Raw genomic sequence first — 21570 nt, forward strand, 5'->3', positions numbered from 1 at the left:
GCCCCCGTCGCCGCCCTCCACCTGGGTGCCCTGCGCCACAACGCGCACGACCTGCTGGACCGCGCGGCCGGCACCTCCCTCCGGGTCGCTTCGAAGTCGATTCGGTGCGCGGCGTGCTTGAGGCCATCCTGGCCGTGCCCGGCTATCGGGGTGTGCTGGCCTACACCCTGGCGGAGGCGCTCTGGCTGGCTGAGACGGTGACGGATGTCGTCGTCGGCTACCCCACGGCCGACCGGTCCGCGATCCGGAAGTCGGGCCGCTCGCCCGAGCTGGCCAGGGCGGTCACCCTGATGGTCGACTCGATCGCGCACCTCGACGTCATCGACGCCGTGCTTCCGCCCGGCAGCCGGACCCCGATCCGGGTCTGCCTCGAACTCGACGCGGCCTGGGACGCCCCCGTGCTCGGCCATCTGGGCGTCTGGCGTTCACCCGTGCACACACCCGGCGAGGCCCGCCGGGTCGCCGCGGACATCGTCGCCCACCCCGGCTTCGTCCTCGTCGGCGTGATGTCCTATGAGGCGCAGGTGGCTGAGATCGGCGACAGGCCGGCCGGGAAACCGCTCCGGGGCCTGGTCACCCGCTGGGTGCGGCGCCGGTCCGTTGGCGAGCTCAGGGAGCGGCGCAGCGCGGCCGTCGCCGCGGTGCGCGAGGTCGCGCCCCTCGAGTTCGTGAACGGGGGCGGAACCGGCTCGGTCGAGAGCACGCGCGCCGACGCATCCGTCACCGACATTGCCGTCGGCAGCGGCTTCTTCGGCGGCCACCTCTTCGACAATTTCGCGAGCTTTCGGCCCGCGCCTGCGGCCGCGGTCGCGGTCGCCCTCACGGTGGTGCGGAAGCCCAGCCCCGACACGGCCGTACTGCTCGGCGGCGGCTGGATCGCGTCCGGCGTGCCCGGGGCCGACCGGCTGCCCCGCGTGGTCTGGCCGGAGGGCCTCAGCCTGGCGCCGCGGGAGATGGCCGGTGAGGTGCAGGCGCCGCTCACCGGTGTCGGTGCGGCCCGGCTCCGCGTCGGTGACCGCGTCTGGGCGCGGCACACCAAGTCGGGGGAGCTGAGCGAGCACGTGAACGAGTTCGCGCTGGTCGAGAATGGAAAGGTGGTCGATATCCTGCCGACCTACCGGGGTGAGGGGAAGGCCTTTCTGTGAGTGCGAGCGGAGCGGTGTGGCGCAACTGGGCCCGGAACCAGGCGGTGACCCCGGTGCGCGTGGAGCGGCCGTCGAGCGTCGCCGCCGTGCAGCGCGCCGTGGTGGCGGCCGGGGCGGTGGGCCTTCGGGTCAAGGCCGTGGGCTCCGGGCACAGCTTCTCGGGCATCGCGCTCGCGCCCGGGGTCCAGCTTGACCTGTTTGACCTCGCCGGGCTGATCGGTGTGGACACCGTGGCCGGGCAGGTCACTCTGGCCGCGGGCACCCGACTGTTCGAACTGCCCCGGCTGCTGCGGCCCTACGGTCTGGCCCTGCCGAACCTGGGCGACGTGGACCGGCAGACGATCTCCGGCGCCACGTCCACCGGGACCCACGGCACGGGCGGCCGGTACGGCGGCCTGGCCACCCAGATCGTGGCGCTGACCCTGGTGGTCGGTGACGGCACCCTGCTGCGCGTGAGCGCCACGGAGAACCCGGAGCTGCTGCCCGCGACCCGGCTCGGTCTCGGTGCGCTCGGAATCGTGGTGGACGTGACCCTGCAGTGCGTGCCCGCGTTCCTGCTGCACGCGGTGGAGGCGGCCGAGCCGCTCGAGGAGGTCCTGGAGCACTACCTCGACCGGTCCGACCACAGCGATCACTACGAGTTCTTCTGGTTCCCGCACACCGAGACCGCCCTGACCAAGACCAACACCCGGCTGCCCCTGGAGTCCGGCCGGTCGCCGCTCGGCAAGGTCGCCCGCTTCGTCGACGACGAATTGCTCGCGAACGGGGTCTACCGCGGCATTTGCGCCCTGGGCGCCGTGGCGCCGGCGACAGTCCCCGGATTCAACCGACTCGCCGCCCGCCTGACCGGCAGACGCGAATTCACGGATGTCTCCCACCGCGTGTTCCTGACGAACCGCACGGTGCGTTTTCAAGAAATGGAATATGCCCTGCCGCGCGCCCTGGTACCGGCCGCGCTGCGGGAAGTGCGGGCGCTGATCGAGGCGCGGGGTTGGCGCATCTCGTTCCCGATCGAGGTGCGCTCGGCCGCCGCCGACGACGTCTGGCTGTCCACCGCAGCGGGCCGGGAGACCGGCTACATCGCCGTGCACCGTTACTACCGGGAGGATCCGGCTGCGTATTTCCAGGCGGTCGAGGCCATTATGCGCGCGCACGGCGGGCGTCCGCACTGGGGCAAGACGCACGACCGGGATGCGGCGTCCCTCCGCACCGACTATCCGCACTTCGACGACTTCCTCTCGGTGCGTGACAGGCTTGACCCGGAGCGCCGCTTCAGCAACAGCTATCTGGAAAGAGTCCTGGGTCGATGAGCAACAGCAACACCCCCGCCGCCCGTGCTTGGGAACACCGTGCGGGGGAGCTGGGAGACCGGCTGCCCGACGGCTTCACCGTGGGCGTGGCAACGTCCGCTTTCCAGATCGAGGGTGGCGCCAGGCAGGGCGGTCGCGGCGAATCGAGTTGGGACACGTTCACGGCCACCGCCGGGCGCATCCGTGACGGCTCCAACGCATCCGTTTCGACCGATCACTTCAATCGGCTCGAGGAGGACGTCACGCTGCTCCGCGAACTGGGCGTCGACGTCTATCGGTTCTCCCTGGCCTGGTCCCGGCTGCAGCCCGATGGCCGCGGCTCGCTCAGCCGGGCCGGCCTGGCCTTCTACGACCGGCTGCTCGACGGGCTCCTGGTCGCGGGGATCAGCCCGATGGCGACCCTGTTCCACTGGGACACCCCGTTGCGGTTGCGCGGCGGCTGGCTGAACCGAGACACCGCGATGCGGTTCGGCGACTACGCCCACCAGGTCGGCGAGGTGTTCGGGGACCGGATCGACTCCTGGCTGACCCTGAACGACCCCGCGACGGTGACCCTCAACGGCTACGCCCTCGGCACGGATGCCCCGGGGGAGGCCCGGCTCTTCGGTGCCCTGCCGGCGGCGCACCATCAGCTGCTTGCTCACGGACTCGCTGTGCAGGGGCTGCGCGCCGCCGATGTGCGCGGCCGGATCGGGATTTCCAACGTGCACTCGCCCGTGCAATCCGCCAGCGGCCGCGAAGCCGACGAGGTCGCCGCCGCGCTCTTCGACGTGCTGCACAATCGCGTCTACGCCGACGCGGTGCTGCTCGGCCGCTACCCGGAACCGCCGGAGCCCTACCAGGTGCCGATGCGGATGCTGCTGGAAACCGACCCGGACGACCTCCGCACCATCCACCAGCCGCTCGACTTCTACGGGCTGGGCTACTCCCAGCCGAGCCGGATCAAGGCCGGCGCCGCTGCCCCGAAGACCCCGAACGGGCCGCCGCCCAGCGGGCCGCCGGAAAAGGTCGTGGCCTTTCCCTTCCACGTCACCCCGTTTCGCGAGTTCCCGGTGACCAACGCCGGCACGGCCATCGCGCCCGAATACCTCGGTGTGGCCCTCGGCGAACTGCGCGACCGCTACGCGGAGAACCTGCCGCCCGTCTGCATCACGGCCGGGGGAGCGAGCTTCCCCGACGTCGCCGACACGTGGGGTGCCGTGCACGATCCGGCGCGGATCGACTACCTGGCCGAGCACATCACGGCGGTGCTCGCCGCGGTGGCCCCCGGCGGGATCGCCGACGGGGTCACCCTGCAGGGCTACCTGGTCTGGTCCCTGCTGGACAGCTTCGAATGGACGGCCGGCTACACCCAACGGTTCGGCCTCGTGCACGTCGACTTCCAGAGCGGCACCTGCACCCGCACCCCCAAGTCTTCCTACCGCTGGCTGCAGACGGTGCTCTCCGCCCGCTGACGGTCGCGTGGGGCCGGTCGTCGCCGCGTTACTTGGAGTGTGTCGGGAAGCGCATGTGAGCCTCAGGGCGCGCGGTTATGATAATTCGTGCGTCGTAAAAAACGCCGCCGCGGCCTGCTTGCCCGCCCCGCCTCACCTCAAGGAGAAGCTGCCATGGAATGGCTCATCCCGGTCCTCATCGTTGTTGCACTCGTCGTCATCATTGGGATTTACCTCTGGGCCACGTACAACTCTCTCGTCACCCTCAAAGTGCGCGTGGACGAGGCATGGAGTGATATCACCGTTCAGTTGAAGCGCCGGGCCGACCTGATCCCGAACCTGATCGAGACGGTCAAGGGCTACGCGGCACACGAGCGGGCCGTTTTCGAGAACGTCACGAAGGCACGGGCCGAGTCGCTCAACGCGCAGGGTCCGGCCGAGGCCGCCGCCGCCGAGAACCACATGCAGACCGCGCTGCGCAGCATCTTCGCCGTAGCGGAGGCGTACCCGCAGCTGCAAGCCAGCCAGAACTACCTGCAGTTGCAGGGCGAGCTTGTCGACACGGAGGACAAAATCCAGGCCTCACGCCGGTTCTATAACGGCGGCGTTCGGGAACTGAACACGAAGATCCAGGTCTTCCCCAACAACCTCATCGCCCGCAACCTCGGGTTCACCCAGCGAGACTTTTTCGAGGTGTCCGACTCCGCCGCCATCGCGGAGCCGCCTCGCGTTCAGTTCTAGCGGACGGCTTCCATGTACAGCGCAATTGCGCGCAACAAGCGCAACACCGTCTTCATCATCATCCTGTTCATCGCCATCATCGCGGGTCTCGGCTGGCTCGCCAACGCGGTCTATAGCACGCCCGGTGACTACAGCATCCTGATCTTCACGGTCGTCTTCGCCACGGGGTATGCCGTGGTGCAGTACTTCGTGGCCGGTCGCCAGGCGATCGCGATGAGCGGCGGCATCCGCATCACCAATCAATCGGAGAATCCGAGGCTCTGGAACATCGTCGAGAACCTCTCGATCACCACCGGCACGCCGATGCCCGCGATCTATGTCATCAACGACCCGGCGCCGAACGCCTTCGCCACCGGGCGCGACCCGGAACACGCGATCGTCGCGGCCACCACCGGCCTGCTGGAGATCATGACCGACTCCGAGCTCGAGGGCGTCATGGCGCACGAGCTCGGCCACGTGCGCAACTACGACATCCGCCTGTCGATGGTCGTGTTCGGCCTCGTCGTCGCCGTCGGGTTCATCTCGGACATCTTCCTTCGAATGGCGTTCTTCGGCCGGAACAGCAAAAACAATGGCAGCCCCGTCATCATGGTGGTCGGTCTCGTCGCCATGCTCGTGGCGCCCCTGATCGCCACGATCGTGCAGCTTGCGGTGTCGAGGCAGCGCGAATACCTGGCGGATGCGACGGCCGCCCTGACCACGCGGCATCCGGACGCCCTGGCCAGCGCACTCGGCAAGCTCGAGGCCTTCGGGCGCCCGATGAAGAAGCAGAATACCTCGATGGCCCACCTCTGGATCGCCGACCCGCTCAAGCCCGGCGTGATGGACAAGCTCTTCGCCACGCACCCGCCGATCGCCGAGCGCGTCGAGCGCCTGCACACGATGGGCCGCAAGTTCTGACCTGCTTCGACGGCCGCTAACGCAGCTCGGCGGCCAACGCCTCGGCGAGATTGCCGCGCCGTTCCACCTCGATCTGTGGCAGGCCCTGCCAGGCGGCGGCCTCCTTGAGAACAGATGAGAGACGCCCGGCCGTGTCCGACGGCGCGCCCGGCTCCACCCAGGCCGCGCGCACCCGCAGCACCTGCGCCTGCCGGTCGTTCTTCAAGTCGACCCGGCCCACGATCGTGTCTCCGAGCAGCACGGGCAGGCAGTAGTACCCGAACACCCGCTTCGGTTCGGGCGTGTAGATCTCGATCCGGTAGTGGAACCCGAACAGGCGCAACGCGCGCGCCCGTTCCCAGACGACCGGGTCGAACGGCGACAGCAGGGTCGCGGCATCCACCCGGCGCGGGAGCCGCGCGTCGCGGTGCAACCAGGCGCCCCCCGATGCGCCGCCCGCACCCCAGCCCGGCACCTCGACCGGGATGAGCTCGCCGGCATCCTCGAGGTCGTGGATGGCCGCCAGGGTCGCCGGGCCGCGCAACCGGAAGTAGTCGGCGAAGTCCTTCCCCGTGCCGATTCCGTGCGCTCGCGCCGAGCGACTCACCAGCTCGCGGTGCGCGTCGTCCCGGCCGATCGTGCGCTCCCGCAACTCCCGCGGGAACACCTGCTCCGGCAGCCCGTAGACCCGCTCGAACCGTTCCCGGCCCGAGATCGCCACGTCGCCCCAGCGGAACAGGGTCTCCAACCCGGTCTTCACGTCCGACCAGCCCCACCACGGGCCGCGGCGGCGGTTCGCGTCGTGCTCGATGGCGCTCGCGCGCAGGGGACCGTTGGCGGCAAGCTCGGCGAGCAGCCAGTCGAGCATCGGCCGGTTGCCCTGAGCCCACGCCTCGGTTGCCGACCGGGTCCGGAATTCGCGCATCCGCCAGCCGAAGAGCGGCCAGGCGTCGCGCGGCAGGAACGATGCCTCGTGCGCCCAGTACTCGGTGAACCGGGATTCGCGGCCCGAGGTCAGCCGGTCCAGCTGCGCCTTGTCGTAGGCGCCGAGTCGGCTGAACGCCGGCATATAGTGGCTGCGCTCGAACACGTTCACGGAGTCGATCTGCAGCAGCCCGAGCCGGTTCACCAGGGCATCCAGTTGACGGATGCCCGGCGTCACTGACGGCGGGCGGCCGAAGCCCTGCGCGCCGAGCGCGATCCGGCGGGCAAGGGCTGGGGAGATCGTCTGCACCACTCTCCGACCCTAGTGGCACGCTTCAGACGGCATTCACCCGATGTTCAGCGGCGCACCCCCTCACGGTCGACGGCTGCTCCTAGCCTCGCTTTTACCGGCTACCCGGCTCCACACGTCCGCGTTCTCGCGCGGCGGCCGACACCGGTCCGACGGAGGAAACTTGTTCACCACCCGCATCCTGGCCGCCCTGGCCACGGCCACCGCCCTCGCCCTGAGCCTGTCCGCCTGCTCCGGTGCCGCGGATGCCGGTCCCGGCACCACGGGGGTCGATGCCGCCTCCGCGACCAGCCTCTCCGCCTTCGGCGACCTGGCCGCCCTCGAGGACGCGGCCCGGGCCGAAGGCGCCCTGAACGTGATCGCCCTGCCGCGGGACTGGGCCAACTACGGCGCCGTGCTCGACGCATTTTCCGAGAAGTACCCGGAGATCACCATCACCGAGGCCTCGCCGGACGCGTCCAGCGCCGAGGAGATCCTGGCCGCGGACAACCTCGCCGGGCAGGACACTGCCCCCGACGTATTCGACCTGGGCCTCGCGGTGGCGCTGTCCAGCACCGATCGCTTCGCGCCCTATCAGGTGGCGGCATGGGCCGAAATCCCGGATGCGCTCAAGGAGGCCTCCGGGCTGTACACGGGCGACTACGGCGGCTACCTGGCGGTCGGCTACGACCCCGACGCCGTTCCCGCGCCGACCGAGCTGCGTGACCTGCTCGGCGCCGAGTACACGGGCAAGGTCGCGATCAACGGCGACCCGACACAGGCCGGGGCTGCGTTCGCCGCTGTCGGGCTGGCCACCGTGCAGAGCGGGAGCGATGTGAGTGACTTCCAGGCCGGCATCGACTTCTTCGACGAGCTCAACCAGGCCGGCAACTTCGTCAAGATCGACCCGACTTCGGCGACCATCGCGTCGGGTGAGACCCCGGTGGTCTTCGACTGGGACTACCTCAACGTGGGCTACGGCACGAGTCTGGCGGGCGAGCGCAACTGGGAGGTCGTCGTCTTTCCGGGAACCGGGTACGCCGGCTACTACAACCAGGCCGTGAACAAGGATGCCCCGAACCCGGCCGCAGCCAGGCTCTGGCAGGAATTCCTCTACAGCGACGAGGGCCAGAACCTCTGGCTCTCCGGTGGCGCCCGCCCCGTGCGCGCCGAGGCGATGGCGGCGGCCGGCACCATCGACGCCGCGCTCTTCGCCGCACTCCCTGCGGCCCCGGCCGAGACGGTCGTCCCCTCCGAGGCGGAGAGCGCCGCGGGGGCCGCGCTCCTCGGCGCGAAGTGGGCCGCAGCTGTCCGGTAGCCGGCGCGGCACGGCGGCAGCCTTCGGGCTGTTGCCGTTCGCGGCATATGTGGTGCTCTTCCTGCTCGTGCCTACCCTGATCGCAGTCGGAAGCGGCTTCGTCGACGAGTCCGGGGTGTTCACGCTCGACACTGTGGCCGCGCTGGGCAACCCGGTCGTGAGAGACGCCTTCGCCGCGTCATTCGGACTGTCGGCACTCACCGCCGTTGTGGGTGCGATCGTCGGTGCCCTTGCCTGCTACGGCTTGCTCGGCGCGCGCGAGAACGGCCCCCTCCGCGCCGTCGTGGACTCCCTCAGCGGCGTGCTCGCCCAGTTCGGCGGCGTCATGCTGGCCTTCGCGTTCGTGGCGACTATCGGCATCCAGGGTCTGGTCACCGTGATCCTGCGCGACACCTTCGGCGTCGACATCTTCGCCGACGGGGTATGGCTCTACGAACTCCCCGGCCTCGTGCTGCCCTACATCTACTTTCAAGTTCCCCTGATGATCATCACCTTCCTGCCCGCGCTGCAGGCACTCAACCCGCACTGGGCCGAGGCCAACGCAACCCTCGGCGGCAACCGGGCCACCTACTGGTTCCGGATCGCGTTCCCGGTGCTGGCGCCCTCGTTTCTCGGCAGCCTGCTGCTGCTCTTCGCCAACGCGTTCTCCTCCTATGCGACCGCCGCCGCGCTCACCAGCCAGGGATCGCAGATCGTTCCGCTGCAGATCCGCTCGGCCCTGACCAGTGAAACCCTGCTCGGCCGGGAGAATCTCGCCGGGGCGTTGGCGCTCGGCATGATCCTGGTGATGTTCGTCGTCATGTCCGGCTACTCGGCGTTGCAGGCACGGGCGGCCCGGTGGCAGCGATGAAGGCGGTGGCGCACACCCCCACCCGGCTGGCGCGCGGCCTCATCCTCGGCAGCATCGGCCTCCTCTTCGCCATCCCCATCGTCGCCATGGTGGAGTTCACCTTGCGCCGCGGCCTCGCCGGCGGCCACGACCTCTCCCGCTGGACGGCCCTGTTCCAGGGTGGCTTCGCCGGCCCGTACCGTTCGGTTCTCGTCGCGCTCGGGAACTCGGTCGGGCTGGCCGTGGGCACCGTCTCGATCGTTCTCCTGCTGCTGGTGCCGACCTTGCTGCTGGTGCACCTGCGGTTTCCCCGCCTGCGCCGCGTGATGGAGTTCGTCTGCATCCTGCCCATCAGCATCCCGGCCATCGTCCTCGTGGTCGGCCTGGCCCCGGTGTACTCGGTGCTCGCCCGCCTGCTTGGCAGCGGCGTGTGGACCCTCGCGTTCGCCTACGGCATCACGGTGCTCCCGTTCGCCTACCGGGCCATCCAGACGAACCTCGACGGCGTCGACGTGTGCACGCTCAGTGAGGCGGCCCGCACGCTCGGCGCGGGCTGGGTGAGCGTGCTCGTGCGGGTACTGATCCCGAACCTGCGCCGCGGCATCCTCGCCGGCGCGTTCATCTCGGTCGCAGTCGTGCTCGGCGAATTCACGATCGCCTCCCTGCTCAACCGCATCACCCTGCAGACCGCGCTCGTTGTCGTGAGCAAGGCCGACCCCTACACGGCCGTCATCCTGTCTCTGCTCGCACTCACCTTCGCATTTCTGCTCTTGCTCGTCATCGGGCGTCTCGGCACGGTTCGCGCCGGCAGCCGGCGACGGCCCACCACCGGAGGTCAGCTATGAACCAGAACCAGCTTCGGACCCAGAATCAGAACCGGGACCGTTCGGTGGCGACCGCTCCGGCGGGAGCCTCGGTGCGCTTCGCGGGCGTGGTGAAGGACTTCACCGGCCACCGTGCCCTGGCCGGCTTCGATCTCACCCTGCACGCGGGCGAGTTCGTCGCCCTGCTCGGCCCGAGCGGTAGTGGCAAGACCACCGCGCTGCGGGTATTGGCCGGGCTCGAATCCACGGATGCCGGAAGCATCCTGATCGACGGAGCCGACGTGTCGACACTGCCGACGAGCCGGCGCGACCTGGGCATGGTGTTCCAGTCCTACTCGCTGTTCCCGCACCTCAGCGCGGGCGAGAACGTCGAGTTCGGCCTGCGCATGCGGAAGGTCCGCGGCGAGGAACGGCGCGCCCGAGCGGCCGCGGCCCTCGCCCTGGTCGGGCTCGACGCCCACTACGACCGCTTCGCGCACCAGCTCTCCGGCGGTCAGCAGCAACGGGTGGCGCTGGCGCGCGCCCTCGTCACCGAGCCCCGGGTTCTCCTGCTCGACGAGCCGTTGTCGGCCCTTGACGCCCAGGTTCGGGTGGTGCTGCGCGAGGAGATCCGGCGCATCCAGACCGAACTGGGCATCACGACCCTGTTTGTCACGCACGACCAGGACGAGGCGCTCGCCGTGGCCGACCGCGTCGCCGTGATGCGGGCGGGTTCCATCGAGCAGGTCGGAGCACCGGAAGAGCTCTACACCCGGCCGGCCTCGTCGTTCATCGCGGACTTTGTGGGGCTCAGCAATCGACTGGTCGGCGTGGTGCGCCACGGGTTCGCGCGGGTTCACGGTGCCTCTCTGCCGCTACTCGACCCCTCGCAGGCGGATGGCGCTGTGTCCGTCTCCGTGCGGCCGGAAGACCTCGAATTCGGCGCTGCGGGGGCACCAGGGGTCGTGCTCTCGTCGAGTTTCCACGGCTCGCTCCGGCGCACGAGGGTGCGCCTGGACGACGGCGCGTCGCTCGTCGTGCAGCACGGCGCGCGGCTGCATCCGTCGGCCGGGGACCGGGTCCTGGTGCGGTTCACGGGCGCGCCCGTCTCGGTCGACCCGCTCCCCTCTCCGGCGTAGTGACCGGTCCGGGGCCTGAGGCAGCGAGCACCTTTGGCCCATACCGGAGACGGCACGTGTGATTGCCTAGACTGATGCCGTGATGGAAACCGACGGAAAACCCGCCCGCAGCGGCTTCTTCGGCGTGTTCGGACGCCGCCGCACCGTACCCCCGATCCTGGTCGAGCTCCCGCCCTCGCACGGCTACGGAGTCGACGAGAACCTGCCGGCCGGCATCCGACTCGCCGCCGCCTGGTCCTGGCGCCTGCTCGCGCTCGCCGGCGCACTTGCTGTTTTCATCTTCATCGTCATCCAGCTCCGGTTGATCGTCATCCCGCTGCTCGTGGCCGTGCTGGTGTCGGCACTGCTCGTGCCCTTCGTCGGATTCCTGGTGCGACACCGATTTCCCAAGGCTCTCGCGGTCGTGGTCGCTCTGATCAATACCTTCGCGATCCTCGGCGGACTGATCACGCTGGCCGTGAAGCAGATCGCCATCGGCACGGTCGGCCTGAACGAGAGGCTCGCCGCCTCCTACGAGAGCCTCAAGGCCGTTCTCCTGGCGTCGCCGCTGCAGCTGACCGAACCGGAGCTCAACGCGTTCCTCGGCCAGGCCTGGGACGCCATTCAGGCGGACAGCCAGGTTTTCGTCTCTGGGGCGCTCTCCGTGGGGTCCTCGCTCGGCCACCTGGTGACAGGTTTCCTTCTGGCGCTGTTCAGCCTGCTGTTCATCCTGATCGATGGCAAGGGCATCTGGTCCTGGATCGTGCGCCTGTTCCCCCATGGCGCGCGCGCGGCCATCGATGGCGCGGGGGTGGCCGGCTGGACCACGCTGGGGAACTTCGCCAGGGTGCAGATCCTGGTGGCGTCCATCGACGCGATCGGCATCGGGGTCGGGGCCGCACTGCTGGGGGTTCCGCTCGCCATCCCGATCGGCGTGCTCGTTTTCCTCGGCTCGTTCATCCCCATCGTCGGCGCCGTGGCCACGGGCGCGGTGGCGGTCGTGATCGCCCTGATCTTCAACGACTGGGTGGTGGCTTTGCTGATGCTCGGCGTTGTGCTGCTGGTGCAGCAGATCGAGGGTCACGTGCTACAGCCCCTGATTATGGGTACGGCGGTCAAGGTGCATCCACTGGGTGTCGTTCTCGTGGTGGCGGCCGGCGCCCTGCTCGCGGGCATCGCCGGCGCCCTCTTCGCCGTGCCGATCGCTGCCGTACTCAACGTCATGATCAGCTACATCAACAGCGGGGCGTGGCGATCCGAGCAGACCGCCTCGGCACCCGTCTTCGCCTCCTCGTTGTGGCAGACCGTCCCGCAACGCCCCGGTTTCCGCCGACCGGCATACCGCCTCGAGAAAAGTGCCTCCCATGACTAATGTCTCGCTCGTCGGACCGACCCTGGCCGATTTCGAGTCCGCCCGGGACATCGTCGGTCGGGTCGCCGCCGTCACCCCGATGGAAACGTCCCGCTACCTCTCGGAGCTCCTCGGCGCGCCGGTCCTCCTCAAGTGCGAGAACCTGCAGCGCACCGGGTCCTACAAGATCCGCGGCGCGTACAACCGGATGTCCAAGCTCACCGACGAAGAGAAGACCCGCGGCGTCGTGGCCGCCTCGGCCGGCAACCACGCCCAGGGCGTCGCCTTCGCGGCGCGGGAGCTCGGCATCCAGGCCACGATCTTCATGCCCGTGGGCGTCGCCCTGCCCAAGCTGCAGGCAACCCGCGACTACGGCGCGCACGTCATCCTGCGCGGCAATACGGTGGCCGAGCCGCTGCTCGCGGCCGCGGAGTGGGCCGCCGAGACCGGCGCCATCCTGATCCCGCCGTTCGACCACGCGGATGTCGTCACCGGCCAGGGCACCGTGGGTCTGGAGATCCTCGACCAGGTTCCCGACCTCGCCACCGTGATCGTTCCGATCGGCGGCGGCGGCCTCATCTCCGGTGTCGCCAGCGTGCTCAAGCAGCGCGCGCGCCGGGACGGCCGCCAGATCCGGGTGATCGGGGTGCAGGCCGCCAACGCGGCCGCTTACCCTCCGTCCCTCGAGGCCGGCCGGGTGCTGGAGATCCAGATCATGCCGACCATCGCCGACGGCATCGCGGTGGCCAAACCGGGCCTGCTCAATTTTGAGATCGTGCGTGATGCCGTCGATGAGGTCGTCACCGTCACCGAGGATGACACGGCTCGTGCCCTCCTGGTGCTGCTCGAGCGCGCCAAGCTCGTGGTCGAGCCGGCCGGCGCGGTCGCCGTGGCGGCGATCCTCGCAGGCAAGGTCACCGCGACCGGCCCGACGGTCGCGATCCTCAGCGGGGGAAACATCGACCCGCTGCTGATGCAGCGCGTGATCAGCCATGGTCTCTCGGCATCCGGCCGCTATCTCACGTTGCGCATCATGCTGCCCGACCGTCCCGGGCAGCTGGCCCGCATCTCGGAGCTGCTCGCCGAGGCGCACGCCAACGTGATCGAGGTTCTCCACACGCGGCACGGTGTGGGGCTTCAGATCAGCGAGGTCGAACTCAACGTCAGCGTCGAGACTCGCGGGCCCGACCACCGCCAGCTCGTCGTGGATGTGTTGCGTGCGGCCGGATACGACCCGCAGATCGACTAGCGGGGGAGCTTCGACGAATCGTGCGTCGTGGGTTTGACGCTCGTGACGGTGCCGTGCCTCTAACGAATTCGACGGAGATTCTGCCCGGATCGGCTCCAGAAGCCCCGAGAACTCGCATTTTCCGCAAAATCTCCGTCGAATCGGTTCGACGACGGGAGCCAGGCGGGGCGCGGCGCGAGCGGGGGACCGGTGCGGCTAGTCGCCGGTCCAGGTCTCCACGAGGAAGATCTCGACGGCGATTTCCTTGCCGGTGGGCGTCACGTACGACGTCGTCGCTCCGACGGCGAGGCCGATGATCGCGGTGCCGAGCGGGCTCTGCTCGCTGAAGACGTCGAGGTCGCTGTCCCCGGCGATCTCGCGGCTGCCGATCAGGAAGCGGGTCTCATCGCCGGCGATCGTGGCCGTGATCACGGTTCCCGGCTCGACGACGCCCCGGCTTTTCGGCGCATGGCCGACCTCGGCGTTGCGCAGCAGTAGAACGAGGGTGCGGATGCGGGCCTCCATCTTCCCCTGCTCATCCTTGGCCGCGTGGTAGCCCGAGTTCTCCTTGAGGTCGCCCTCCTCGCGAGCCGATTCGATCTTCTTCGCGATCTCGACGCGCCCGACGGTGCTGAGCGTGTCCAGCTCCGCGGCGAGGCGGTCGTGGGCCTCCTGCGTCAGCCAGGTGACCGTGGTTTCGGTAGTCATGGGTGGAATCTCCTCATGCTTGTTCGTGCTCGTTCGATGCCCGTGCGGGTGAACCCGCAGATATACAACGGACGCCCCGACGATCACGTCAGGGCGAAGTCCTCAGTCTAGGTCAGCCAGCAGCGGTAAATCAATCCGGTGTTGCTCTGCTCGGTGGTGCGCACATCCGTCGTCGTCGACCGCGAATACACGATGCTCGCGGGCAGGTTGACGACTTTCCAGCCAACCACCGTGAAACTCTCGTTGAGCGCCTGAACCGCGCAGCTGGCGGTGCGGCCGACCGGGATGGACGCCTCGAACGTGACGCTCACAGTGTTCTCGTCGATGATGCTGTGACGGATGTCCCGGGTCTCGATCAAAGGCTGCGACGCCCCCAGTCCCACCCAGACCACGAAGCCCAGGAGGATTGCCGCGAGGGAGCCGGCTGAGACGAACAGAACGCGGCGGTCTCTCGTGCCCCGGTTCGGGGCGCGCCCGTACCGGGTGTCGAGGTTGCTGCTCAGGGCCACTCAGACTCCATACTCACGGATCAACGATTAGTCTTGGTAGCAAGGTTATCTGGCATTTCTGAGGAGTTTCATGGCGCTGCGACTCTTGGCGGTGCACGCCCATCCCGACGACGAGTCGAGCAAGGGCGCTGCGACCTATGCCCACTACCGGGGTCTCGGCGTCGAAGTGATGATCCTGAGCTGCACGGGCGGCGAGCGGGGGAGCATCCTGAATGAGGCTCTGCTCGGCCATCCGCTGGCCGAGCGCGACCTGCCGGGACTGCGCCGTCTGGAAATGGCCGAGGCCCAGCGGGCCCTCGGCGTGCAGCACCGCTGGCTTGGCTACGAGGACTCCGGCATGAACGAAGACGGTTCGGTGCCCCGGAACTCGTTCGCGGACATCCCGGTGGCGATCTCCGCCGAACCGGTCGTCCGGCTGATCCGCGAATTTCGGCCGCAGGTCTTGGTGACCTACGACGAGAAGGGCGGCTACCCGCATCCCGACCACATCCGCTGCCACGACGTGTCGATGGAGGCCTACCGTGCCGCCGCCGACCCGACCCGGTACCCGGATGCCGGTGAGCCCTGGCAGGTCGAGAAGCTCTATTACGATCGGATTTTCAACCTTGAACGCGTCGACGCCATGTTCCTGGAACTGAGCGTCACGGAGCCGGACTCGCCCCTGCTGGAGCCGCTCGGAGCGGCCAGGGAATGGATGAAAGACTACCCGAAGCTGGCCACGACCCATGTGCCCGTCGGTGACTTCCTCGAGGTGCGGGACGCGGCGCTTCGAGCCCACGCGAGTCAGGTTGCTCCCACCAGCAGTTTCTTCTTCTGGCCGAACGACCTCATCCGCGAGGCGTGGCCCTATGAAGACTTCCAGCTCGTCGAATCGAAAGTGGACACCGTGATACCTGAATCCGACCTCTTCACCGGAATCCGGGACGACTCGTGAGCGGCCTGATCCTGGCTCCCCTCGTGAGCATCGTCTTGGCCGCCACCCCACCGCCGGAGTTCGACCCGAACACGGTGACGCCGGGCCCGGAAGGCTTTGTGGCGATTGCTCTGGTCGCCGTGGGAGCGGTGCTGCTGGCGATGGACATGGCCCGCCGAGTGCGCCGCAACACCTACCGCGCCGAGATTCAGGAACGTCTGCAGGCGGAGATGGCCGCACAGAAGGCCGCAGAGGCCGGAATCGCCGACAAGGACTAGCGAACTACGGGTGGATCGGGTTCGTCGCGATGATCATGATCGCCGCCCAGTGGCAGAGGAAGGCCACCACGGTCAGGGTATGGAAGATCTCGTGGAAGCCGAATACGCCCGGCAGCGGGTTCGGCCGCTTCATGCCGTAGATGACGGCGCCGACCGAGTAGCAGAGCCCGCCGACCATGATCAGTGTCATCATCGCTGCGTTGGCCTGGAAGAAGTCCACGATGAACATCAGCGCTCCCCAGCCGAGTGCCAGGTACAGCGGAACGTAAAGCCAGCGTGGGGCGTGGATCCAGAACACCCGGAACGCGATTCCGAGGATGGCGCCGCCCCAGACCAGCGACAGAAGCAGCGTGGACTTGGCGGGCGGCAGGGCCAGCACGGCGATGGGCGTGTAAGAGCCCGCGATCAGCAGGAAGATGTTGGCGTGGTCGATCCGTTTGAGGATAACCTTCGTGCGCGGACTCCAGTCGAACCGGTGGTACAGCGCCGAATTGCCGAACAGCAGCATCGAGCTGAGCACGAACACGAGCGAACTCCACCGGGCCGCGCTGCCCTCGGCCGACAGGAGCAGCACGATCCCGGCCACGATCGTGACCGGGAACGTGCCGGCGTGGATCCATCCTCGCCAGGTGGGCTTGACGTCCACCTGCGGGGGCAGGTCGTCCTCGAACAACGGCAGGTTGGGGATGTCATCCGCTGAGGCCATGCTGCAAGAATAGGACAGTGTGCATGCCGCGCGCGGTACGCGACGCTCCCGAGTGGGCTAGCGTAACTGTGTGCAGAAACGGGAAGTTCCTTGGGCGCGCGGCATTCTCTACGGGGTTTATCAGCGTCGGCTTCGTCGCGGGCTGACGCCGGATGTGCTTCCAAACCACGTCGCCATGATCATCGACGGCAACCGGCGCTGGGCCAAACAGCTCGGGTTCGACTCCGCCGCCCACGGGCATCGGGCCGGTGCCGCCAAGATGCGGGAGTTCCTCAAGTGGTGTGACGACCTCGGCATCTCCGTCGTCACGCTCTACCTGTTGTCGTCCGACAACCTCACCAACCGGCCCAGCGAAGAACTCGCGGAGCTGACGAAGATCATCGCCAAGCTCGCGGAGGAGTTATCCCGGTACCGCGACTGGCGGGTGCAGCAGGTCGGCTCGAAGACCGGACTGCCCGAGCCGCTGGTGGCCGCACTGAACGCCGCGGAAGCGCGCACGGCCCGCAAGAAGGGGCTGCACGTCAACCTTGCCGTCGGCTACGGCGGGCGCACCGAGATCACCGACGCCATGCGCAGCATCGTGGGAGCGCACCTTGCCAGCGGCGGCGTGCTCGAGGACCTTGCGGAGACGCTGACCCCGGATCTGATCGGCGCGCACCTGTACACGGGCGGCCAGCCCGATCCGGACCTGGTCATCCGCACGTCGGGGGAGCAGCGCATCAGCGATTTCATGCTCTGGCAGAGCGCACACAGCGAGTTTTACTTCGTGGAGGCGCTCGGGCCTGACCTCCGCCAGGTCGATTTTCTGCGCGCCCTGCGCGATTTTGCTCGGCGCCAGCGCCGCTTCGGAGGGTAGGGGCACCTCATGACGGCTCTCGAACGGTTCCTTGACGGGTTCATCGCGGAACCCGGTTACCTCGACTATGCCCGGATCGGCCCGCTGTCGGCGGGTGTGGTCGCCGAAACCCTCGGCCAGACCGAGGTGCTCTCGCGGGCCCGGTTCGGCAGCCTGGACCACTTCCAAGCCCAGGACGAGCGGCTGCGCACCGCCGTGGCCCGGGTGACCGGATTCCGCGCCGACCAGGTCGTTTCCGAGCCCAACACCACCACCGGCGTGATGCAGGCCATGTTCGGCCTGACGGGGGCGGTGCTGCTGTCGTCGGGCGACTTTCCCACGGTCCCGTTCGCGGCCGTGCGCGCCGCGGAGGCGCTGCAGGTGGTCACCCCGCTCTGGCTGGCGACCGACCACGGCCGCGTCACCCCTGGTCAGATCCGGGAGCAGCTCACCCCGGCCACTGCCGCAGTGGCGGTCTGCCTCGTCGATTCCCGCACCGGCCATCGCGTGGACCTCGAGGGCATCCGTCAGGTCATCGGCGACCGTTTGCTCATCGTCGACGCCATCCAGGGTTTCGGCGCAGTGGATGTCCCCTACGAGGTGGCAGACGTCGTCGCGTCGGGCGGGCAGAAATGGTCCAGGGCCGGCTGGGGCACCGGGTTCCTGGCTCTCAGCGACCGTGCGGTGGAACGCCTGGTCCCCGTGTTCTCCGGTTTCGCCGGCACCGACGTCCCCGAGCCGTGGGACGAAGTGTTGCCGCCGAGCCGCAGCGCAAACGCGTTCCGGGTGAGCAATGGCGACGCCATCGCCCAGGCCCGGTTCGCGGCCGCCCTCGAGGAGGTGGCCGAGGTCGGTATCCGTGCCATTGAAGATGCGATCGCCGTGAACGTGTCGCTTCTGATCGATCTGGCGGACGAGTTCGCTGTGCCCGTGGTTTCCTCCCGAGACGACCGGGAGCGGGCCGGCATCCTGGTGCTCGAGCCACCGGCGAGCCAGCTCACGCTGCTGAGCATCGCGCTGCACAACCACGGGGTGACGGCGACGACCCGCAACGGGACCGTGCGGCTGAGCACCCATGCTGCGCTCAGCCCGGACACGGTCGACATGCTGCGCGGGGCGTTCACCTCGTATGCGACCGCCGTGACCTACTGACGACGGCTCGGTGAACATTGTTTCGAATGGGCGTGTCGCTCTTCCCCTGGAGCGTGCGGGTAAGTAGCGTCATGCTTATCAGGTATGGCGCCTGATCGAGACGGCCACATAAGTACGGCTCGAGAACCCTGTGGCCGCTCGCCAACACAATCTGTGCCTCACGGGGCACGGGGTGGGAGTGGTTGTGACCGCTAATCAGATCGATAACAAGGGTTCTAACCAGAGCGCGTCGGCGACGGGGCAGACCGAATGCACGTACGTTCTTGACACCTCGGTTCTGCTCTCCGATCCCAAAGCGATCTTCCGTTTCGCGGAGCACGCCGTCGTGCTCCCCGTCGTGGTGATTGCGGAGCTCGAGGCCAAACGCAACGACCCGGAGATCGGCTACTTCGCTCGCCAGTCACTGCGGTTCCTTGACGAACTGCGGGTGAAGCACGAACGGTTGGACTTCCCGATCCCGGTCGGTGACGGCGGCAGCCTCCGCGTGGAGCTCAACCACTCGAACATGTCGGTGCTTCCGTCCGGACTGCAACTCGGTGACAACGACTCCCGCATCCTGGCCGTGGCCCTGAATCTCGCCCACGACGGCTTGAATGTGACCGTCGTCTCCAAGGACCTGCCCCTACGGGTCAAGGCGGCCTCGCTCGGCCTCACCGCAGAAGAGTACCGTCATGAACTTGCCGTGGATTCCGGCTGGACCGGCATCGACGAGATCACCTTGGGCTCGAACTTGATCGACGAGCTCTACGACAAGGAGGTCGTGCACACCCGTCTCGTGCAGGACATGCCCGTGAACACGGGCCTGGTCATCCACTCCGACCGCGGTTCGGCGCTCGGCCGGGTGACCGGCAACGGCGCGATGAAGCTCGTGCGCGGCGACCGGGACGTCTTCGGGCTGAAGGGACGCTCGGCGGAGCAGCGGCTCGCCATCGACCTGCTGCTCGACCCGGAGATCGGTATCCTGTCACTGGGAGGTCGGGCCGGCACGGGGAAGTCGGCGCTCGCCCTCTGCGCCGGGCTCGAGGCCGTGCTGGAACGCCAGCAGCACCGCAAGATCATGGTCTTCCGACCGCTCTACGCGGTCGGCGGCCAGGAGCTGGGGTACCTGCCCGGCGACGCCGCCGAGAAGATGAGCCCGTGGGCCCAGGCGGTCTTCGACACACTCGGGGCCATCGTCTCCGAGAACGTGCTGGAGGAGGTCATCGAGCGCGGCATCCTCGAAGTCCTGCCGCTGACGCACATCCGCGGCCGGTCCCTGCACGACGCTTTCGTGATCGTCGATGAGGCTCAGTCGCTCGAACGCAACGTGCTACTCACGGTGCTCAGCCGGATCGGGCAGAACTCGCGGGTGGTCCTCACCCACGATGTGGCGCAGCGGGACAACCTGCGGGTCGGCCGCTTCGACGGGGTGGCGTCGGTGATCGAGACGCTCAAGGGACATCCGCTCTTCGCCCACATGACGCTCACCCGCTCGGAGCGGAGCGCGATCGCCGCCCTCGTGACCGAGATGCTCGAGGGCAACGAGGTGCGCTAGCGCCCTGACGAATTCGACGGAGATTTTGCCGCAGAAGCCGCTTTCGGTACGAAAACAGGCAACTGGGAGCAAAATCTCCGTCGAATTGGTGAGCGCTGAACGGACAAGGAGCTGCGCAAGTGAGAAAGCGCGGGGCTACTTCGCCTGAGGCGGTCGGGTCATGCTCAGCACGTCGAGGGCGGTGTCGAGCAGTTCGAGGGTGACCTCGCCGCGCTCAACGAAACCGAGCGCGATGACGGAATCGCGCACGGTCACCCCTTCGGCCACCGAGTACTTTGCCACCTTGGCCGCGGCCTCGTAGCCGATGACCCGGTTTAGAGGAGTGACGATGGCGGGGGAGGACTCGGCCAGCGCGCGCGCGCGCTCGACATTCGCCGTGAGGCCGTCGACGGTCTTGTCGGCGAGCACGCGGGCCGCGTTCGAGAGCAGGCGGATCGACTCGAGCAGGGCGGTGCCCATCACCGGGATCGCGACGTTGAGCTCGAACGAGCCCGACGCGCCCGACCAGGCGATGGTGGCGTCGTTGCCGATCACGCGGGAGCAGACCATCAGCACGGCCTCGGGGATCACCGGGTTCACCTTGCCCGGCATGATCGAGGAGCCCGGCTGCAGGTCGGGGATGTTCAGCTCGCCGAAGCCCGTGTTGGGGCCCGAGCCCATCCAGCGCAGGTCGTTGCAGATCTTGGTGAGGCTCACCGCGATGGTGCGAAGGGCGCCGGATGCGTCCACCAGGCCGTCCCGGTTGGCCTGCGCCTCGAAGTGGTCGCGTGCCTCGGTGACCGGCAGTTCGGTCTCCTCGACGAGCAGCTCGATCACGAGCTGCGGGAACCCGGCGGGCGTGTTGATGCCGGTTCCGACCGCAGTGCCGCCGAGGGGGACCTCCGCGACGCGGGGAAGCGCGGTGCGCACGCGCTCGATGCCGAGGCGCATCTGCCGCGCGTATCCGCCGAACTCCTGGCCGAGGGTGACCGGGGTGGCATCCATCAGGTGGGTGCGGCCGGCCTTGACCGCGCCGGCCCACAGCTCGGCCTTGGCCTCTAAGGCCACAGCCAGGTGGTCGAGTGCGGGGACGAGCTCGTCGATGAGCGCGCTCGTCACGGCGAGGTGCACGGATGTCGGGAACACGTCGTTGGAGGACTGAGACGCGTTCACGTGGTCGTTCGGGTGCACCGGGCGCCCGAGGCTGCGGGTCGCCAGGGTCGCGAGGACCTCGTTCATGTTCATGTTCGAGGAGGTGCCGCTGCCGGTTTGGTAGACGTCGATCGGGAACTCGGAGTCGTAGCGACCGGTGGAGACCTCGTCGGCGGCGGTGGCGATCGCGTTGGCGATGTCGACGTCTAGTACCCCTAGTTTCGCGTTCGCCAGGGCGGCGGACTTTTTGATGCGTGCCAGGGCGGCGATCTGGGCGGGCTCCAGTACCGAGCCGGAGATCGGGAAATTCTCGACGGCCCGCTGCGTCTGCGCCCCGTAGAGGGCGGCGACCGGAACCCGGACCTCGCCCATCGTGTCGTGTTCGATCCGGTACTCGGCTTCAGCGGTCTTGTCCACCACGGTGTGTATTACCTTT

The 21570-nt window shown here is 68.3% G+C and carries 21 protein-coding genes; 16 read left to right on the top strand and 5 right to left on the bottom strand.

What is annotated here, in order from left to right; all coding sequences use genetic code 11:
• Positions 1-113 precede the first annotated feature (113 nt).
• The 5 genes from E3N94_RS11815 to E3N94_RS11835 all read left to right on the top strand — a co-directional run bounded on the left by E3N94_RS11815 (position 114) and on the right by E3N94_RS11835 (position 5529).
• Positions 114-1145 (top strand): alanine racemase, encoded by a 1032-nt coding sequence (locus E3N94_RS11815; protein WP_241976893.1) that lies wholly within the window; start codon positions 114-116, stop codon positions 1143-1145.
• Entirely contained in the window at positions 1142-2455 is a 1314-nt protein-coding gene (locus tag E3N94_RS11820; protein WP_104100840.1) for a D-arabinono-1,4-lactone oxidase, read from the top strand. The genes E3N94_RS11815 and E3N94_RS11820 overlap by 4 nt, the downstream gene beginning before the upstream one ends.
• On the top strand, positions 2452-3909 hold the full coding sequence (locus E3N94_RS11825; RefSeq protein WP_134570295.1) for a family 1 glycosylhydrolase: 1458 nt from the start codon (positions 2452-2454) through the stop codon (positions 3907-3909). The genes E3N94_RS11820 and E3N94_RS11825 overlap by 4 nt, the downstream gene beginning before the upstream one ends.
• 153 nt (positions 3910-4062) lie before the next feature.
• Positions 4063-4629, top strand: a complete 567-nt coding sequence (locus E3N94_RS11830) for a LemA family protein (RefSeq protein ID WP_104100842.1) — start codon at positions 4063-4065, stop codon at positions 4627-4629.
• Between the two features lie 12 nt (positions 4630-4641).
• Positions 4642-5529 (top strand): M48 family metallopeptidase, encoded by an 888-nt coding sequence (locus E3N94_RS11835; RefSeq protein ID WP_104100843.1) that lies wholly within the window; start codon positions 4642-4644, stop codon positions 5527-5529.
• Positions 5530-5545: 16 nt separating this feature from the next.
• On the opposite strand, the gene E3N94_RS11840 is transcribed toward E3N94_RS11835, so the two are convergent.
• Positions 5546-6745 (bottom strand): crosslink repair DNA glycosylase YcaQ family protein, encoded by a 1200-nt coding sequence (locus E3N94_RS11840; RefSeq protein ID WP_134415456.1) that lies wholly within the window; start codon positions 6743-6745, stop codon positions 5546-5548.
• Positions 6746-6905: 160 nt separating this feature from the next.
• On the opposite strand from E3N94_RS11840, the gene E3N94_RS11845 reads away from it, so the two are divergent.
• The 6 genes from E3N94_RS11845 (at position 6906) to ilvA (ending at position 13389) form a co-directional block, all read left to right on the top strand.
• Positions 6906-8039, top strand: a complete 1134-nt coding sequence (locus E3N94_RS11845; protein ID WP_233191387.1) for an ABC transporter substrate-binding protein — start codon at positions 6906-6908, stop codon at positions 8037-8039.
• The gene (locus tag E3N94_RS11850; RefSeq protein ID WP_174720222.1) at positions 8029-8889 is read left to right on the top strand and encodes an ABC transporter permease subunit; all 861 of its coding nucleotides are present in this window, start codon (positions 8029-8031) and stop codon (positions 8887-8889) included. Before E3N94_RS11845 ends, E3N94_RS11850 begins: the two co-directional genes overlap by 11 nt.
• Positions 8886-9713, top strand: coding sequence for an ABC transporter permease subunit (locus E3N94_RS11855; protein ID WP_104100891.1), 828 nt, complete (start codon positions 8886-8888; stop codon positions 9711-9713). Before E3N94_RS11850 ends, E3N94_RS11855 begins: the two co-directional genes overlap by 4 nt.
• Positions 9710-10810, top strand: a complete 1101-nt coding sequence (locus E3N94_RS11860) for an ABC transporter ATP-binding protein (protein WP_104100846.1) — start codon at positions 9710-9712, stop codon at positions 10808-10810. The genes E3N94_RS11855 and E3N94_RS11860 overlap by 4 nt, the downstream gene beginning before the upstream one ends.
• An 82-nt stretch (positions 10811-10892) precedes the next feature.
• Complete coding sequence (locus tag E3N94_RS11865; protein WP_104100847.1) at positions 10893-12161, top strand: AI-2E family transporter; 1269 nt, start codon at positions 10893-10895, stop codon at positions 12159-12161.
• Complete coding sequence (ilvA, locus tag E3N94_RS11870) at positions 12154-13389, top strand: threonine ammonia-lyase (RefSeq protein ID WP_104100848.1); 1236 nt, start codon at positions 12154-12156, stop codon at positions 13387-13389. Before E3N94_RS11865 ends, ilvA begins: the two co-directional genes overlap by 8 nt.
• 195 nt (positions 13390-13584) lie before the next feature.
• On the opposite strand, the gene greA is transcribed toward ilvA, so the two are convergent.
• Both greA and E3N94_RS11880 read right to left on the bottom strand, forming a co-directional pair.
• Positions 13585-14076 carry a transcription elongation factor GreA gene (gene greA / locus E3N94_RS11875; protein ID WP_104100849.1) on the bottom strand — a complete coding sequence of 164 codons (492 nt, stop codon included), beginning with the start codon at positions 14074-14076 and terminating at the stop codon, positions 13585-13587.
• Between the two features lie 107 nt (positions 14077-14183).
• On the bottom strand, positions 14184-14585 hold the full coding sequence (locus E3N94_RS11880; RefSeq protein WP_134342317.1) for a DUF4307 domain-containing protein: 402 nt from the start codon (positions 14583-14585) through the stop codon (positions 14184-14186).
• 70 nt (positions 14586-14655) lie between these two features.
• On the opposite strand from E3N94_RS11880, the gene mca reads away from it, so the two are divergent.
• On the top strand, positions 14656-15519 hold the full coding sequence (gene mca, locus E3N94_RS11885) for a mycothiol conjugate amidase Mca (RefSeq protein ID WP_174721882.1): 864 nt from the start codon (positions 14656-14658) through the stop codon (positions 15517-15519).
• On the top strand, positions 15516-15776 hold the full coding sequence (locus E3N94_RS11890) for a hypothetical protein (RefSeq protein WP_233191388.1): 261 nt from the start codon (positions 15516-15518) through the stop codon (positions 15774-15776). The genes mca and E3N94_RS11890 overlap by 4 nt, the downstream gene beginning before the upstream one ends.
• 4 nt (positions 15777-15780) lie before the next feature.
• Here E3N94_RS11890 and E3N94_RS11895 read toward each other — a convergent pair whose 3' ends face one another.
• Positions 15781-16482 carry a hemolysin III family protein gene (locus E3N94_RS11895; protein WP_134342318.1) on the bottom strand — a complete coding sequence of 234 codons (702 nt, stop codon included), beginning with the start codon at positions 16480-16482 and terminating at the stop codon, positions 15781-15783.
• A gap of 70 nt (positions 16483-16552) precedes the next feature.
• Here E3N94_RS11895 and E3N94_RS11900 point away from each other — a divergent pair, with 70 nt between their 5' ends.
• From E3N94_RS11900 to E3N94_RS11910, 3 genes are all read left to right on the top strand, one after another.
• The gene (locus E3N94_RS11900) at positions 16553-17338 is read left to right on the top strand and encodes an isoprenyl transferase (RefSeq protein WP_104100852.1); all 786 of its coding nucleotides are present in this window, start codon (positions 16553-16555) and stop codon (positions 17336-17338) included.
• A 9-nt stretch (positions 17339-17347) separates the two neighbouring features.
• Positions 17348-18469 carry an aminotransferase class V-fold PLP-dependent enzyme gene (locus E3N94_RS11905; protein WP_134342319.1) on the top strand — a complete coding sequence of 374 codons (1122 nt, stop codon included), beginning with the start codon at positions 17348-17350 and terminating at the stop codon, positions 18467-18469.
• Between the two features lie 199 nt (positions 18470-18668).
• Positions 18669-20003, top strand: a complete 1335-nt coding sequence (locus tag E3N94_RS11910) for a PhoH family protein (protein WP_233191395.1) — start codon at positions 18669-18671, stop codon at positions 20001-20003.
• A gap of 135 nt (positions 20004-20138) precedes the next feature.
• Here E3N94_RS11910 and E3N94_RS11915 read toward each other — a convergent pair whose 3' ends face one another.
• Positions 20139-21554 carry a class II fumarate hydratase gene (locus E3N94_RS11915; RefSeq protein ID WP_134511338.1) on the bottom strand — a complete coding sequence of 472 codons (1416 nt, stop codon included), beginning with the start codon at positions 21552-21554 and terminating at the stop codon, positions 20139-20141.
• Positions 21555-21570 lie beyond the last annotated feature (16 nt).

The organism is Cryobacterium sp. Sr3, assembly GCF_004402835.1.
Taxonomy (GTDB): Bacteria; Actinomycetota; Actinomycetes; order Actinomycetales; family Microbacteriaceae; genus Cryobacterium; species Cryobacterium sandaracinum.

Bases quoted from the DNA above. Each gene is read 5' to 3' on its own strand.
- E3N94_RS11825 (WP_134570295.1), top strand. From the start codon at position 2,452: ATGAGCAACAGCAACACCCCCGCCGCCCGTGCTTGGGAACACCGTGCG.
- E3N94_RS11830 (WP_104100842.1), top strand. From the start codon at position 4,063: ATGGAATGGCTCATCCCGGTCCTCATCGTTGTTGCACTCGTCGTCATC.
- E3N94_RS11835 (WP_104100843.1), top strand. From the start codon at position 4,642: ATGTACAGCGCAATTGCGCGCAACAAGCGCAACACCGTCTTCATCATC.
- E3N94_RS11855 (WP_104100891.1), top strand. From the start codon at position 8,886: ATGAAGGCGGTGGCGCACACCCCCACCCGGCTGGCGCGCGGCCTCATC.
- E3N94_RS11860 (WP_104100846.1), top strand. From the start codon at position 9,710: ATGAACCAGAACCAGCTTCGGACCCAGAATCAGAACCGGGACCGTTCG.
- E3N94_RS11865 (WP_104100847.1), top strand. From the start codon at position 10,893: ATGGAAACCGACGGAAAACCCGCCCGCAGCGGCTTCTTCGGCGTGTTC.
- ilvA (WP_104100848.1), top strand. From the start codon at position 12,154: ATGACTAATGTCTCGCTCGTCGGACCGACCCTGGCCGATTTCGAGTCC.
- greA (WP_104100849.1), bottom strand. From the start codon at position 14,076: ATGACTACCGAAACCACGGTCACCTGGCTGACGCAGGAGGCCCACGAC.
- mca (WP_174721882.1), top strand. From the start codon at position 14,656: ATGGCGCTGCGACTCTTGGCGGTGCACGCCCATCCCGACGACGAGTCG.
- E3N94_RS11895 (WP_134342318.1), bottom strand. From the start codon at position 16,482: ATGGCCTCAGCGGATGACATCCCCAACCTGCCGTTGTTCGAGGACGAC.
- E3N94_RS11905 (WP_134342319.1), top strand. From the start codon at position 17,348: ATGACGGCTCTCGAACGGTTCCTTGACGGGTTCATCGCGGAACCCGGT.